Annotated in this window: 10 protein-coding genes; 5 read left to right on the plus strand and 5 right to left on the minus strand. The window is 34.1% G+C overall.

Annotation, left to right across the window (positions count from 1 at the left end):
* Positions 1 to 6 precede the first annotated feature (6 nt).
* The 5 genes from AC2A1C_RS13335 to AC2A1C_RS13355 all read right to left on the minus strand — a co-directional run bounded on the left by AC2A1C_RS13335 (position 7) and on the right by AC2A1C_RS13355 (position 10,407).
* Complete coding sequence (locus tag AC2A1C_RS13335) at positions 7 to 1,080, minus strand: formimidoylglutamase (protein ID WP_484026302.1); 1,074 nt, start codon at positions 1,078 to 1,080, stop codon at positions 7 to 9.
* A gap of 124 nt (positions 1,081 to 1,204) precedes the next feature.
* On the minus strand, positions 1,205 to 4,303 hold the full coding sequence (locus AC2A1C_RS13340; protein ID WP_484026303.1) for a T9SS type A sorting domain-containing protein: 3,099 nt from the start codon (positions 4,301 to 4,303) through the stop codon (positions 1,205 to 1,207).
* Between the two features lie 318 nt (positions 4,304 to 4,621).
* Positions 4,622 to 7,129, minus strand: a complete 2,508-nt coding sequence (topA, locus tag AC2A1C_RS13345) for a type I DNA topoisomerase (RefSeq protein WP_484026304.1) — start codon at positions 7,127 to 7,129, stop codon at positions 4,622 to 4,624.
* Between the two features lie 131 nt (positions 7,130 to 7,260).
* Positions 7,261 to 9,285, minus strand: coding sequence for an FG-GAP-like repeat-containing protein (locus AC2A1C_RS13350; RefSeq protein ID WP_484026305.1), 2,025 nt, complete (start codon positions 9,283 to 9,285; stop codon positions 7,261 to 7,263).
* A gap of 18 nt (positions 9,286 to 9,303) precedes the next feature.
* Positions 9,304 to 10,407: a hypothetical protein gene (locus AC2A1C_RS13355; RefSeq protein WP_484026306.1), complete on the minus strand. Its 1,104-nt coding sequence runs from the start codon at positions 10,405 to 10,407 to the stop codon at positions 9,304 to 9,306.
* Positions 10,408 to 10,513: 106 nt separating this feature from the next.
* Here AC2A1C_RS13355 and ileS point away from each other — a divergent pair, with 106 nt between their 5' ends.
* The 5 genes from ileS to AC2A1C_RS13380 form a co-directional block, all read left to right on the plus strand.
* On the plus strand, positions 10,514 to 13,903 hold the full coding sequence (ileS, locus tag AC2A1C_RS13360; protein ID WP_484026307.1) for an isoleucine--tRNA ligase: 3,390 nt from the start codon (positions 10,514 to 10,516) through the stop codon (positions 13,901 to 13,903).
* A gap of 77 nt (positions 13,904 to 13,980) precedes the next feature.
* Positions 13,981 to 14,361: a TraR/DksA family transcriptional regulator gene (locus tag AC2A1C_RS13365; protein ID WP_484026308.1), complete on the plus strand. Its 381-nt coding sequence runs from the start codon at positions 13,981 to 13,983 to the stop codon at positions 14,359 to 14,361.
* 72 nt (positions 14,362 to 14,433) lie between these two features.
* On the plus strand, positions 14,434 to 14,673 hold the full coding sequence (locus AC2A1C_RS13370) for a DUF6576 domain-containing protein (protein ID WP_484026309.1): 240 nt from the start codon (positions 14,434 to 14,436) through the stop codon (positions 14,671 to 14,673).
* 23 nt (positions 14,674 to 14,696) lie between these two features.
* A complete protein-coding gene (locus AC2A1C_RS13375; RefSeq protein ID WP_484026310.1) occupies positions 14,697 to 15,335 on the plus strand; it encodes a lipoprotein signal peptidase in 639 nt (212 codons plus the stop codon).
* A gap of 3 nt (positions 15,336 to 15,338) precedes the next feature.
* Positions 15,339 to 15,920 (plus strand): SanA/YdcF family protein (locus AC2A1C_RS13380; RefSeq protein ID WP_484026311.1); only part of this gene is annotated, 582 nt, incomplete at its 3' end.

Consider the following 15,920-nt stretch of genomic DNA (forward strand, 5'->3'; position numbering starts at 1 on the left):
TTCAGTTTACTGTTTTAAAAGTCTAAGATTCAAGATTCCTTTTTTGGCTAAGTCAAAATCCTCTCGAGAACAAGGAATGCAATTTTCAATTTTTTCATCCTCACCAAAATACCACAAATTGCTAAAAGTATCTCTTTTGAAAACTACATTTTTATCATCAATCATTACATAAAAAGTTTCATACTTGCGCTCTTTGGGATGAGATTTCCGAATATTGATTCCCTCGATCATGTACCAGATCATTTGTGCTAAAAGCTGGTGATTCAAAGGATTTTCTGTTTCAAAATTACAATTGAAGATTCCTGCCGATTTCAAATTTTCGCTCAATCCCGCTTCCTTCATATATGCACAGATCTCTCTTCTGTTTAGCCCATTCACTTGAGGATTTACAGAAAATGCTTCAGAAAAACTTTCTACAGCATCACAATTCAGAGTGAAAAGATCAGCTCTTCGGAAAAAAGGTTCCATTCTTTCAGTAGAATTCATCATTTCTGCCAAACGTATGATATCAAACTCAACTTCCTTGATCAGCTTTACAGAATCCATTTCGTTTAAATGTTTCTGATAACCAAGAAGATGAAAATTTTTAATAGAGAAATTCTTTGTACTGAAAATACGGCTCAGATAATTTTTTTCGTTCATTTCTTCTCCTTCATTTGAAAGAGAAACGGTATTAGAAATTTGGGTATAATTAATGTTTTTTTGATGAAAATTAAGCGCTGAAAATAATGAATATGCAAGATCATTACTTCCTCCGACAATGATGGGAATTGCATTTTTATAATGACAGGCTGATAAAACTTCCTGCAAAATATAATGAGAATCTTGCACCGTTTTCCCAGAAACCAGATCTCCAAGATCACAAATAGGAGTATCAAAATCCAACCTCGACAGGCGATACAGAATTTTTCTTAAAGGTGTAAAATTCAGCACTTCTGCATTACCATTTGTTCCCCGAAAATCTGAAACAAAAAGCAAAACAATTCCGTTTTCCTGAATCTCGTTGGTAATGATATTACCAAGTTGCCATTTTTCGGATTTTATATTTTTAGGTGGTATAATAAAGTCTTCGAAATTCATCAGTTTTCTTAAAGTCACAAAAATATAAAATAAATAGGACTCTTTCTTTTTAAACACTAAAAGAAAACCGGAAAAATATCTTTTCGAAGTTTACACTGAGCTGATATTTTCCCGATTAAAAAAACTATTTCCTAAGAACCTTTTGAATAACTTGCGTCTTGTCTTTCATGAGAAATTGAATAATATAGCCTCCTTTTAGTAATTCTGAGGTTATTATTTTCTGATCTTTTATCATTCCTTCTTTTACCATTTTTCCGTTCATATCAAAAATTTGATAAGAAACCGCATCTGCATTGTTCACATACAACTCATCTGAAAAAGGATTTGGGTAAAGAAAGTTTGTAATAGTTTTCTGAGGCTCAGCTTCAATTTTCTTATTGAATAAATTTAATGCTTTATTGGTTTCCGTAATTGGAATTCCCAAATATCTTGGTTCATCTTTCGCACAACGAACAGACATTGCAGCTTGTGGATATATTCCGGTTCCACTTTGCATTCTTCCTGTTTCAAAAAGCATTCCCAGTGCAAACCCTATTTGCAGATCGGCAAGAGAAGCCGTCCATACTCCTGATCTTATTTTTGAATATTGATTGTCTCCCAACTCTCCTCTTATTCCATCTGCTGAAAAATTTCCTATCGGATATTGCTTATCGTTAAAAATCCATCCTTCTGAATTAAAAGTCCCATGATAATATTGAATTACATTTGCCCACTGATCCTGAATAACACCCGGTCTTCCCGTCCAATCATTATTATATCCGTTGAAAAATGGTGAACTTCCTTTGGAACCGGAGTAAAGAATTGTCCTAAAAACATCCGGAACTCTCCATCCTTCCGGACAAGGATCAAAAGGAGATTTTTTATCGGCATGTCCCCATCTATTGGTAAGAATAGATCTATTTTTAGAAACCCAGTCTCTTACTTTAGTTAAATCATTATTACTTTTTTCGCCTCCATCATAAAGCTGCCCTTTTCCACTATGATAAAGAAATGTAAGTGGATTTTGGATGCTGTATTTAATATTTTGAATTCCGTTTTCATATTTATCCGAAATAAAGGAATCATTATACACATTAAATTCTTTGGTATAATCCCGAAGATAATCACTGGAAATTAATGTTTTGTACCTAAAATTACGTAAACCCTCGCTTCCCAAATAAATAACACCACCCGCATTATCCTGAAATGAAGGAAGCGGATCTTTTCTTCCCCACTGAAACAGCAATCCTTTGGTTTTTGCTATTAGAGAACTTGTATTAGTGCCAATTCCGAAAGGTAACATCGCTCCTAAATTCCGATCCATAAAAACTGTTTTCAATGGCGCTCCATAGCTTATCGTTGGGTTTACAAAATTTCGATTTGTTTCAATTGGTTGTTCCGTAATGTAGGTGACCGGATTTTCCGTAGGATCAGTCTCCGGAACCCAAAAATACCAGCTCCAGTATGCAGGATCATTTGTAGAATTGTTATGCAGCGAGATTACAAAATTTCCTTTTTGGGTAGGATCAATTTTTACTTCAATATAACTATCAATGGGATCTTCTCTCGGATTGACTATTTTTACTGATCTTACTGTTTTCGTATTGGTAGTCCAAAGTACTTTTGCCTTTAAATTATCCGATGGAAGAATTTCTCTATCCGAAAATAATTGTGAAAACACCGCAAAAGGTTTATTTACAGGAATATCTATTTCGTTTTCATCAATAATAAGATAGCTATTCGGGTTATCAATTCCCATTTGCACGGTATTCTCCAAATTTGAAAAATATTCTGTAGCAAAATCTCCTATAAAAGAAATATTGGGATCTTTCATGCAGCGCACTGCATTTCCTGTATGTGTAGAATTTGATTGATTGATAAAAACATGAGCCTTTCCTACTTCCGTAAAATCAGAAAGTAAATTGGTAACCATTCCGAATGCTCTTCCTCCATCATAGCTGTAAGTAGCTGTCCACCAAGCTCCATCAGAATTTTCATCTTGATACATAATATCAAGTGGAGCATTAGGAACTACTACATTAGGATATTTCTCAAAATTTCCGTTTATCGGCATTATTCCGATATTTCTTGCTCCATTTTGCGCATTGGTAAAATCCATTCCTAAACTAGGATATACTTTTATTCCGTTCAGTACTGCATTATCAGAATCCGGATAAATAGTATTGTAAGTCGTAATAACGTCATCATTCACTCCACTATTTTTTCTTCCAAATGGACTATGATTATTATTGACCGTCACTCTTCCGTAATGAGACGGAATTCTCCAACCATTCGGGCAAGGATCAAGCTCAGATTTCAATTCGTAAGAACGGCTGTCTTTTTTTATTGCTGCATTGCTGCTGCTTGCATTACTATTCAATCCTTTATAATTATCTCCCCATAAATCCCAAGCTACATAAGAGGTTCCCGAACCCGCTGTTTTATGTAGTTTATTAGAAAACCAATTACTTACATTTTCACTATGGATAATATAATTAAGGGGATTATTTACAGAGTAGCGAATGTTCTTTTCAATTTCGTTATAAGGTCTCTGCACTACAGGAATCTTATCTACAGAAGATATTTCATTATGCTTCAAATATCCAAATTCACTTTTGATTTCATAAAAATTAAAATCTTTGTAAACCAATGGTGGAAAAGGATCTTTTCTTCCCCATTCATACAGAAGGCCTACAGATTTTTGCCAGTTGTTTCCTAAAAAACTGTTGCTAAGAGCTCCTAAATTACGATCCATATATTGAACCTGAATCGGATTATCATTCAAATCCGTTTCAAATCCTTGAGTATAGGTAATTCCTTTAGAAGGATCATCCGTTACCCAAACATGCCAACTCCAATAAATAGTGTTATCTACTTTGAAAGCAATAACTGCATTTCCATTGCCTAAATATTTATTAATCTCTACTTTGATTTTAGAATCTTCCGGTGTTTTACCCGGAATAATATTTACATTTTTAATAAGACCTGGATTATCTTCCCAAAATAAAGATGCAGTTTGATTTCCTTTAGGAATTGGAGTGAAATTATTGTCTTGTTTTAGATATTCATATCCAGACCACATTGCGTATGCTTTTTTGACTGGAATATAAATACCACTAAAAGAATTTTTCTTTGCCAGAACAGGATCAAAAATGTAGCTGTTGGGAGCTTTCAAAAAGTTATACGATTGCTGTGATGCTAAATTCAGAGAGAGAATAGTAGCTAAAAATATACTTGTTTTCATGGGTCAAAAAATTTCAAATACCAGTAATTTTTTCAACACCATTCGTGTAATACAAATGTAATTATTTTTAAATATTATATAACAATAATTTATTATTTTTACATTATATTTTGTTTTAAATCAAAATAAATTAATAATTATTAAAACAACACATTCCACATAATACAAAACAAATTTTTAGCAGAAATTTTTTAAACTCTAAAAAAAAGACACAAACTATTTTTTTTGCATTTTTTATATAAGCCCAAAAGGAAAAATAAAAAACCACTGAAAAAAAATCAGCGGCTTCTATTTTATATTAAATATCTAACAAGAAAACTATTTTTTCTTAGCCTTTGCTTTTTTTTCTCCAAAAGCATTTTTATCTTGGGCAAGAATCCATTTTTTCACCTCATCCAAAGACACATCTTTTAGCTCCTCCGCTTCATATTTGGACTCATCTTTTTTTCTCGGAATTTTAAAATTCGTTTTTCCAAATTTCACAAACGGCCCCCATCTTCCATTCTCGATAGAAATTTTTTCTTTTTCCCATTGCTGAATATATCGGTTAGCTTCTTTTTCAAGTTTTGTTTCTATCAGTTCATTGATATCACTTTGAGAAAGATTATCAAAATCATATTTCTTAGGAACATTTACAAAAACATCTTTATACTTGATAAATGGCCCGAATCTTCCTTTACCTTTTGTCACAGGTTCTCCTTTATAAGTAGCAATTGGCGCATCTGCTTTTTGTTTTTCTCTGATCAGTTCTTCTGCTCTTTCCTGATCTACTGAAAAAGGATCTTCACCTTTCGCAAGAGAAATATAGGTTTCACCAAATTTTAGATAAGGTCCGAATCTTCCCACTCCTACAGAAACCGATTTTCCTTCAAAATCATTTAAATCAAAAGGAATTTTGAAAAGTTCGAGAGCTTCTTCCAGAGTAATGGTTGAAATATTTTGCATGGGAAGCAAAGACGCAAAAACAGGCTTTTCTTCATCATCTGTTTCACCAATCTGAATCATGGGGCCGAATCTTCCGATTCTTGCATACACATTTTTGCCACTTTTCGGATCAATTCCGAGGTTTCTCTCTCCGGTAGCTCGATCTGCATTTTCTTCCACATCTTCAATTCTGGGGTGAAAGTCTTTATAAAAACCTTGCAAAACCTCCTTCCATTTCTCCTCTCCTTTTGCAATATCATCAAAATCCTGTTCTACTTTTGCGGTAAAACCATAGTCAAGAATTTCATTGAAATTATTTACTAAAAATTCGTTCACCACCTCTCCAATATCCGTTGGAGTAAATTTATTTTTATCCCCGCCAAATTTTTCGGTAAGGACTTCTTTTTTCAATTCAGATTTTTCGAGAGTCATTTTAATGACTTCCCGTTCTTGTGGCAAAATTTCTCTTTTATCTACATATTCTCGATTTTGGATCGTTTGGATTGTTGGAGCATAAGTAGAAGGACGACCAATTCCCAGCTCTTCGAGTTTGCGCACCAATCCTGCTTCTGTATATCTGGAAGATGGTTTTGTGAATTTTTGTGTAGCGTAGATCTTTTTGTAATCCAGAACCTCACCGACATTTACTTTAGGCAAAAGTTTCTCATTGTTTTCGTCCTCTTCATCATCAGTTTTCGTTATTTCATACACTCTGAGAAAACCATCAAAAACAACAACTTCTCCTTGAGCTTCAAAAGATTGGGGCAGCTTTGAATTTCCGATTTCGATTACGGTTTTTTCAATTTTTGCATTTTCCATTTGGGAAGCCAAAGTTCTTTTGTAGATAAGCTGATATAGCTTATTTAATTGCGCATCACCAATTGATTTCACAGAAAAATCTGTTGGACGAATCGCTTCGTGAGCTTCTTGCGCAGAAGAAGATTTGGTGGTATAATTTCTTGGCTTTGAATATTTTTCGCCATATTCCGAAATAATTTGAGCTTTTGCTCCATTGATGGCTTCTTGGGAAAGATTTACAGAATCCGTTCTCATATATGTAATATACCCTTCCTCATATAATCTTTGGGCAATTCTCATTGTTGCAGTAACTCCATATCCCAATTTATTGGATGCTTCCTGCTGCAAAGTAGAAGTAGTGAAAGGTGCAGAAGCAGTTCTTGTCCCCGGTTTGGTTTCCACACCCAAAACTTTGAAATCTGCATTTTTTGATAACTCTAAAAATTTTTCTGCTTCGTTTTCTGTTTCAAAATCCTTTTTAAGTTTTGCAGAAATTTCATGCTTTGAATTATTCAGAAAAATTCCCTCGATTTTATAACTTGCTTTTGGCTTAAAGTCACGAATTTCATGTTCTCTCTCTACAATCAATCTAACAGCAACAGACTGAACTCTACCCGCAGAAAGCCCTGCTTTTACCTTTTTCCATAAAACCGGAGACATTTCAAAACCAACAATTCTGTCCAAAACTCTTCTCGCTTGTTGTGCATTTACGAGATTCTGATCTATTTTTCGTGGATTTTCGATGGCTTTAAGAATGGCATTCTTGGTAATTTCATGGAAAACAATCCTTTTTGTATTTTCATCCTTCAATTTGAGTTCCTGCGCAAGATGCCAAGCAATTGCTTCACCTTCACGATCTTCATCGGAAGCCAACCAAACTGTTTCTGCACTTTTAACAGCAGCTTTCAGTTCGGTTACCAATTTCTTTTTATCTGCTGAAACTTCATAATCCGGAGTAAAAGTTTCCAGATTGATTCCCATTCCTTTTTTAGGAAGATCACGAATGTGCCCGAAACTGGACTTCACCTCGAAATCTTTTCCTAAATATTTCTGAATGGTCTTTGCTTTAGCAGGTGACTCAACTATGACTAAATTTTTGGACATGCACGAAAAATTTTTTTTGCAAAAGTAGGGGTTTTTTATTTTATAAAGAATATTTGTAATTATTCATACTTTAAAAAACACAGCAAAGCCCAAAAGCCTTGCTGTAAATAATTTCATATATAGCGTAGAATCTATTTTTTAATGATTTTTTGAGAATATGTATTTCCAGCTTTATCACTTACAACAACTAAATAAGTCCCTGAATGTAATTGTTTAATAGATATTGCATTTTTTACAACTTTCGTATGCAAAACAATTTTCCCGCTCAAATCATATAATTTTGCTTCAACTGGCACCATTCCATTTTCAGCTTTAATGTTAATGACATCATTACTTGGATTAGGATAAACAGAAAATAGTGCATTATCATTTTTAATATCTACGATTGCTAATGTTGAACCTTCTACAACATTCAATGTAGTATTGGGTGTCACATTATTAATAATATCCACCTTTCCGGATGGCCACTTTACAACTACTTTTGCTATTTCGGTAGCCTGCCCGATTCCGAAATGGGTATTTAAGGTACTCATATTACCGAATCCTGTTCCGCTTTGCACATCACGAATTTGTTTTCCCCAAGTTCCGTAAATTTCTACTCTCGCTCCAATTCCGTTTCTGTTACTCTGAATACCTTTTAAAGTTACTTTCAGCCATTTGTTAGTATTTCCGTTGTTCATCAAAATCGTTTGTCCGTTTTGGATGTCTAAAAATCCATCGTTATTCAAATCTCCGACAGGTCTGCGATAAGGATTCAGATTATATGGATTCAGATTTGGAGTAAATTTAAATTCTCCATTGCCAAACATAATGGTATTTCCTGCACCTAATACATCAAGAAAACCATCGTTATCAAAATCGTATGCTACATATTCTCTACTAGTATCAGTAATAGTATCATAACCGGAACCTGTAGTAACATCGGAAAAAGTTCCGTCTCCGTTATTTTTCATTATTTTATTTAATCCATCAGTGTCAGAATTTATTCCAATCATAGTGTCCATAAATCCATCATTATTGAAATCTCCCCAAGCTGCAGACCAGCTTTGTGAAGGTTCTGCTAAATTTGCAGAAACCGCAACATTGGTAAAAGTTCCATTACCATTATTTTTGTGTAGTTCATCTATATTTCCGCCAACTCCTGAACCACCTTCTCCACATTTTGCAATAAACATATCGAGGTCTCCATCGTTATCATAATCTGTCCATGTGGAAGCATAATTTCCGCCCGAAGGAAAATCACCTAACCCTCCTTGACGATGATTCATATTGGTTCCATCATTCATATAAGATCTGTTGGGTCCATTATCATCACATACAAAAGCATCCAGTTTTCCATCATTATTGATATCAATAAAATTAGTGCGTTGTGTAAGGTAATTTTGTGATTTTCTATCGACAGTAAAACCTGTTCCTGTAGCATTAGCTTTCAAAAAAGTAACTCCATTTGATGAGCCATAAATAAGATCATTAAAACCATTATTATCGTAATCTCCCGCCGCAATGCTCCAATATGGTTCAACCACAGTACTTGGTACAGTGTATGTAACTTTATTGAAAGCTCCTCCTGCTAATTGTTGAGAAATAACAACTTGTGTTTTACTAACAACAGAAACAATATCATCAAGATAATCTCCATTCATATCCACAATACAATTATTGAAACTTCCGCTCACGCTGCTTAGAATCTGAGGAGTAAACGAAAGTCTATCTACTGCCGGCGTAGTTTCTGATATATTAAAACTAAATGCTGCACTACTCCATTTATTATCAAATACAATAAAATAAGTCGTATTAGGAATTCCCCTGAATGTAACCTGTGCAGAAACTCCCGAATAATCATCATTGCTTGCTACACAATTTAATGTTGTACAGTCTCCTGAAAAAACTATTATTCTCGTATCATTATTCTGCCCCTGAATTACAGTAGATATATTAATAAATTTATCTTGAGTGGGAGTATATTTGTACCAAGCTCCAGCTGTTCCAACACTATATTCCATTCCGCATACTGAAGGTGCAGCAGTGCCAGTAATTCCGGAAACATTGTATGTACCTAATCCTGTAATATTTATTGCATTGTTGCAGGATGTTTGTGAAAATCCAAAAGTAACACAATATAGTAAAGTAAATAATATTATTTTTCTTATATTCATATTTTAGAGTTTTTTTTATTAATTGCAAGTTTGTGTAAGTGAGCTGATCCATTCCTGTAATAATAATACTCCTTCATCGTGAACAATTGTTCTTCCCAGCAACGGCATTCTATTACTTTCATCAGCAGATTGAAGTCTGTAATGCATCACAGATTTGTTATAATTTCCGGGTCTTACAATTTTTTCAATGGTAGAACTTACGGGTTCAGCTGCAGATACACATAATCCGATATTCGTTAAATCTGTAGTTTTATTAAAATTTAGTCTCAAAGCACGATAATCACAACGAGCATTATCTTGATGACAATGTGCACAATTTATATCCAAATAAGATCTTAAACGTAAGTCCAAAGGTTTACTAGTGTCGTGATAATCCACAGTAGAGTTTATAACAGAAGGATAACTTGTGAGATAACCTTCATCTACTAATTTTTGTAGTTGATTTTTAACATTGGAAGTAGAATAATTATAAGTTGTATTCAGGTTTTGAGGCTTCGTACCAATGGGAATGGATTTACCGTCTAATCTATGACAAGCAAAACATTCGGATTCAGATGGTATTCTGTAATCTGTTGTAATGACTTCTCCATTTGGTTTTTTGAACGTAATATTCTGCGAACTACCACTGGTAAAATCATCTCCAGTTACCAGATTGGCTTCAGTCTGGTCATTATTCCAAATATATTCTGCAAATACCCAACCGGTAGATTTTCTTATCATTAGTCGGGTTTCTATTATTTTAGTAGTATTATTGGGCTGAATTGTATTATAATAAAAATTTTTTATCAAGACCGTTCCAACAGGAAAATTGAGCGTTTTGCCATCTTCATCATAGGTAGCTTTTGTACCTTTTGGCATCCAGATGAATCTCTTCTTTAAAGCATAATCTGTAAACAAAGAACTTGCTGGTTCATAAGGTATTACTTTATCTATGGGTATTAGGTTTTTCAGCTCTCCACTGAAAAAAGAATAGGTAGATAATTTAGAATATGGAACAGCATTTATATCAAAATTGACAGTTGGAACGTTAGCTGGTGGTGTTCCTGTAATTGGTTCATCATCTTTACAGGTAAATAAGAAAAAAAGGACACATAGAATAGACAAAAAATAGATTTTTTTCATTAATTGCAGTTTTATGGGCATCTAAGATAAATAATTAATTCTAATAGACAACTTAAATTCACTAAATTTGCCAACTTAATTAATCAACGATATTGAGATATTTACAATGAGCCAATTTAAAGAATACAAAAACCTCAACCTTATCGACATAGCCGAGAATGTATCGGAATTCTGGAAACAAAATAAAACGTTCAGCAAAAGTGTTGAAATTCGTGACGGAAAACCTGAATACGTTTTTTACGAAGGACCACCTTCTGCCAACGGAATGCCAGGAATTCACCATGTTATGGCGAGAGCTCTGAAGGATATTTTTTGTAGATTCCAAACGCAAAACGGAAAACAAGTTTTTCGTAAAGCAGGCTGGGATACGCATGGTTTGCCTGTGGAATTGGGTGTAGAAAAAGAACTCGGAATTACCAAAGAAGACATCGGTAAAAAAATTACTGTAGAAGAATACAACCAAGCGTGTAGAAATGCAGTAATGCGTTATACTGATGTTTGGAATGACCTTACCGAAAAAATTGGATATTGGGTAGATTTGGACAATCCTTACATTACCTATGAACCAAAATATATGGAAACGGTTTGGTGGTTGCTAAAACAATTATACAATAAAGATTTACTGTATAAAGGTTATACAATCCAACCTTATTCGCCTAAAGCGGGAACCGGACTTTCTTCTCACGAATTGAACCAACCGGGAACATATCGTGATGTTACCGACACCACGATTGTTGCCCAATTTAAAGTTAAAAAAGATTCTTCAGAATTATTCAACGATGTTGACGGAGATGTAAACATTTTAGCTTGGACGACAACTCCGTGGACTTTACCTTCCAACACCGCGCTTGCAGTAGGAAGAGACATAGAATATGTTTTAGTAAAAACGTTCAACCAATATACTTTTGAACCTGTAACTGTTGTTTTGGCGAGTGTTCTTTTAGAGAAAAATTTTGGTAAAAAATATGTGGAAGGAACTGATGAAGATTTTGCGAATTACAACCCTGAAAGCAAAACCATTCCTTACCAAATCGTAGCAGAATTTACGGGCGAAGATTTAGCAGGAACAGAATACGAACAATTAATTCCTTGGTTTTTACCTTCAGAAAATCCTGAAAAAGCATTCCGTGTAATTATCGGAGATTTTGTGACTACGGAAGACGGAACCGGTATCGTTCACATTGCGCCAACTTTCGGTGCAGATGACAACAGAGTTGCTCAAGAAAACGGAATTCCGCCAATGTTGGTGAAAGATGAAAATGACAATCTCGTTCCTTTGGTGGATTTACAAGGTAAATTTTTAAAAGGCGAAAACGTTCCTGAATTATTTAGTGGAAAATACATCAAAAACGAATATTATGACGATGGAACTGCTCCCGAAAAATCTTGGGATGTAGAACTTGCGATTTTATTAAAAACCGAAAACAAAGCCTTCAAAGTAGAAAAATATGTTCACAGCTATCCGCATTGTTGGAGAACTGATAAACCTGTTTTATATTATCCTTTGGATTCTTGGTTCGTAAAAATGACTTCAGTGAGAAATCGTTTAGTAGAACTGAATGAAACTATCAATTGGAAACCAAAATCAACAGGAGAAGGAAGATTTGCCAACTGGTTAGAAAATGTAAACGACTGGAATCTTTCTCGTTCAAGATATTGGGGAATTCCTTTGCCAATCTGGAGAAGTGAAGATTTGAAGGAGCAAAAAGTAATCGGTTCTGTAGAAGAATTGGTGAACGAAATTCAAAAATCTATCGAAGCAGGTTTTATGACGGAAAGTCCTTTCAAAGATTTTGAAGTAGGAAATATGTCTGCTGAAAATTATGCGAAAATAGATTTACATAAAAATATTGTAGATGCTATTACATTAGTTTCGGAAAGTGGAAAACCGATGAAACGTGAATCTGATTTGATTGATGTTTGGTTTGATTCCGGTTCAATGCCTTATGCACAATTGCATTATCCTTTTGAAAACAAAGAATTGATTGACAGCGGAAAAGCTTTTCCGGCAGATTTTATTGCAGAAGGAGTTGACCAAACTCGTGGTTGGTTTTACACGCTTCATGCGATTGGAACTACAGTTTTCGATTCTATAGCCTATAAAAATGTGGTTTCTAACGGTTTAGTTCTTGACAAGAATGGACAAAAAATGTCTAAACGTCTTGGAAATGCAATTGATCCTTTTGAAACTTTACAAAAATATGGCCCAGATGCAACACGTTGGTATATGATTTCTAACGCCAATCCTTGGGAAAATTTAAAATTTGATTTAGAAGGAATTGATGAAGTGCGCAGAAAATTCTTCGGAACGTTGTACAACACGTATTCGTTCTTTAGTTTGTATGCGAATGTTGATGGATTTAATTATTCAGAAAAAGAGGTAGAAAATCGTCCTGAAATTGACCGTTGGATTTTATCAGAACTCAATCTTTTGGTGAAAGACGTTACCGAATTTTATGAAGATTATGAACCTACAAAAGTTGCGAGAGCGATTAATACTTTTGTCAATGATAATTTAAGCAACTGGTACGTAAGACTTTGCAGAAGACGTTTCTGGAAAGGAGATTACAGCGAAGACAAAATTTCTGCGTACCAAACTTTATATACTTGTTTGGAAACTGTGGCAAAAATTTCGGCACCAATTGCTCCGTTTTTTATGGATCAATTGTATCAGGATTTGAACGCAGTTACAGGAAAAGATTCTGCTGAATCCGTTCACTTAACCGATTTTCCGAAAGTGGATGAAAATTTAATCGACCAAAATTTGGTGGAAAAAACACATTTGGCTCAGACGGTCACTTCTATGGTTTTCTCTTTGAGAAAAAAGGAAAACGTGAAAGTTCGTCAACCGCTTCAAAAAGTGATGATTCCAGTTTTGGATAAGAAAACAGAAGAACAAATTCTGGCTGTTGCAGAACTCATCAAACAAGAAGTAAACGTAAAAGAATTACAATTAATTAATGCAGAAGAAGCATCACATCTCATTGTAAAACAGATAAAACCGAACTTCAAAGCACTTGGTCCTAAATTAGGAAAAGACATGAAAGTGGTAGGTGCGGAAATTGCCAACTTTGATGCGGAGCAGATTTCAGAATTGGAAAAAAATGGAACGATTTTGGTAAGCAATTACGAAATTTCTTTGGATGATGTGGAAATTTCTACGAAAGATATTCCGGGATGGACGGTAACTTCCGATGGAAAAACAACGGTGGCTTTAGATTTGCATATCACAGAAGATTTAAAAGCAGAGGGAATTGCAAGAGAATTCATTAATAGAGTTCAAAATCTTAGAAAAGACAAAGACTTTGAATTAACTGACAGAATCTCAATTCAATTGGAAGAAAATTCTCCATTTAAGAGAGAACTTATCAACAATGAGGCGTATATTTCTGCGGAAGTATTGTCAGATAAAATAGAATTTGTAAATTCACTCCCAACTTATGATGAAATTGACATCGATGATGTTAATTTTAAGGTGAATATTAGTAAAATATGATGGTGTGACAATGCTTTAAATAACATGAAAATTACTGCAAAAGCACATCTTCTAAAATTAACACACTTTAAAAAACTATGGCAGAAGAAAGAGTACGATACAGTGATAACGATTTGCAGGAATTCAAAAAATTAATTCTTGGAAAAATAGAAAAAGCGGAAAAAGATCTTTCACTTATCAATGAAAGTTTTATTAACGACCAGAATAACGGAACAGATGACACCTCCCCTACTTTCAAAGCATTTGAAGAAGGTGCAGAAACTCTAAGCAAAGAGCAAAATGCAATTCTTGCAGGAAGACAGGAAAAATTTATCCGTGATCTGAAACACGCACTTATCCGTATCGAAAATAAAACCTACGGAATTTGTCGTGTTACTGGAAAATTGATTCCGAAAGAACGTCTTATGGCAGTTCCGCATGCTACATTGAGCATTGAAGCAAAAAATATGCAGCGATAAATTTATTTTTTTAATGAAAATTAGGTTTATAAATAAGGGTAATTTTCTTATTTATAAACCTATTTTTGTGGTATGGAAATTTTTATAATTCTTATTTTTATTGGTATTCTTATATTTGTATTCAGAGATTATCTGAAAGAAAAATTTTTTACCGATAGCACAAAAAATTATACTATTGATGATCGCTACAATTCGGAAAAACGAGAACGTGAAAAAGAAATAGATCAACTTCTGAGCAAAATGGGAAAAAACGGAATTGATGATCTGAGTGCAAAAGATCAAAAACGTCTTCGGGAACTTTCCAAAAAATAATAACATTTAATAAAATCTCTGTTTTGAAAAAAATAGCATTTGTAACATTACTTATTCTTCTTATCGATCAATTCTCAAAAATTTATGTTAAAACTCATTTTTATTTAGGTGAAAGTACAGAAGTATTTCCGGGATTCAAACTCACATTTGTAGAAAATCCGGGAATGGCTTATGGTTTTCATTTTGGTGGATTGATTGGGAAGTATTTTTTAGTAATTCTACGGCTGGCTCTTATCGGATTTATGATTCGTCTTTTTATGAAATGGACGAAAGAAGGCAGATCCAATTATTTATTAATTCCAATGGCTATCATTTTTGCCGGAGCAATAGGAAATGTGATTGACGGTATGTTTTACGGACTCATTTTCGATAGTGGAACTGTTTTCGATGAAGTCTCAGGAAAATGGATAGACTATGATGGAGTTTCCAAAATAGTTCCTTTCGGGCAAGGATATTCTTCTTTTATGAAAGGATGTGTTGTAGATATGTTTCATTTTCCATTGGTCGATTGGTGGGTTCCGGAAAACTGGCCTTTGATTGGTGGAAAACACATAGAGTTTTTCAAATACATCTTCAATGTTGCCGATTCGGCTATTACAGTTGGTGCTGCTTTGCTTTTCATTTTCAGAAAAAAGGCATTTCCAAACGGATTAGAATTTTAGAATATGAAATCATTTAGAAAAATAATTAAAATTTTCCTGTTATGTTTTTTAGCAGGAATTCTTTTTATAGTATTTGCCAATTATTCCATTAAAAAAGAAAGTGCGTCCTTTGTTTCTTATTCCGTTTCCGAACTTCCAAAAGTAAAAGCCGCCGTTGTTTTGGGAACCAACAAAAATTTGAATAACGGAACTCCAAACCTTTATTTTGCTTATAGGATACAAGCGGCAACAGAACTTTACAAAAACGGAAATGTACAATACATCATTGTAAGCGGAGACAATTCTGTAAAAGGATACAATGAACCGGAACAAATGAAACTTGACCTTATTGCCAATGGAATCCCTACAGAAAAAATTTTTGAAGATTTTGCAGGTTTTCGGACTTTAGATTCCGTAGTTCGGGCAAGAGAAATTTTCGGACAAAATGAAGTCATTTTTGTTTCGCAGAAATTTCATAATGAACGAGCGGTATTTCTTGCCAGAGAAAAAGGAATAAAAGCGTATGGCTATAATGCAAAAGACGTGAATAAATATGCAGGTTTCAAAACCAATATGCGTGAATATATTGCAAAGGCAAAAGCATAT

The sequence above is a fragment of the Chryseobacterium sp. HNCC26DJ241 genome, from assembly GCF_057180505.1.

What these genes read in the sequence shown, in the direction of transcription:
- AC2A1C_RS13335 (WP_484026302.1), bottom strand. Translation starts at nt 1,080, where the DNA reads ATGAATTTCGAAGACTTTATTATACCACCTAAAAATATAAAATCCGAA.
- AC2A1C_RS13340 (WP_484026303.1), bottom strand. Translation starts at nt 4,303, where the DNA reads ATGAAAACAAGTATATTTTTAGCTACTATTCTCTCTCTGAATTTAGCA.
- topA (WP_484026304.1), bottom strand. Translation starts at nt 7,129, where the DNA reads ATGTCCAAAAATTTAGTCATAGTTGAGTCACCTGCTAAAGCAAAGACC.
- AC2A1C_RS13350 (WP_484026305.1), bottom strand. Translation starts at nt 9,285, where the DNA reads ATGAATATAAGAAAAATAATATTATTTACTTTACTATATTGTGTTACT.
- AC2A1C_RS13355 (WP_484026306.1), bottom strand. Translation starts at nt 10,407, where the DNA reads ATGAAAAAAATCTATTTTTTGTCTATTCTATGTGTCCTTTTTTTCTTA.
- ileS (WP_484026307.1), top strand. Translation starts at nt 10,514, where the DNA reads ATGAGCCAATTTAAAGAATACAAAAACCTCAACCTTATCGACATAGCC.
- AC2A1C_RS13365 (WP_484026308.1), top strand. Translation starts at nt 13,981, where the DNA reads ATGGCAGAAGAAAGAGTACGATACAGTGATAACGATTTGCAGGAATTC.
- AC2A1C_RS13370 (WP_484026309.1), top strand. Translation starts at nt 14,434, where the DNA reads ATGGAAATTTTTATAATTCTTATTTTTATTGGTATTCTTATATTTGTA.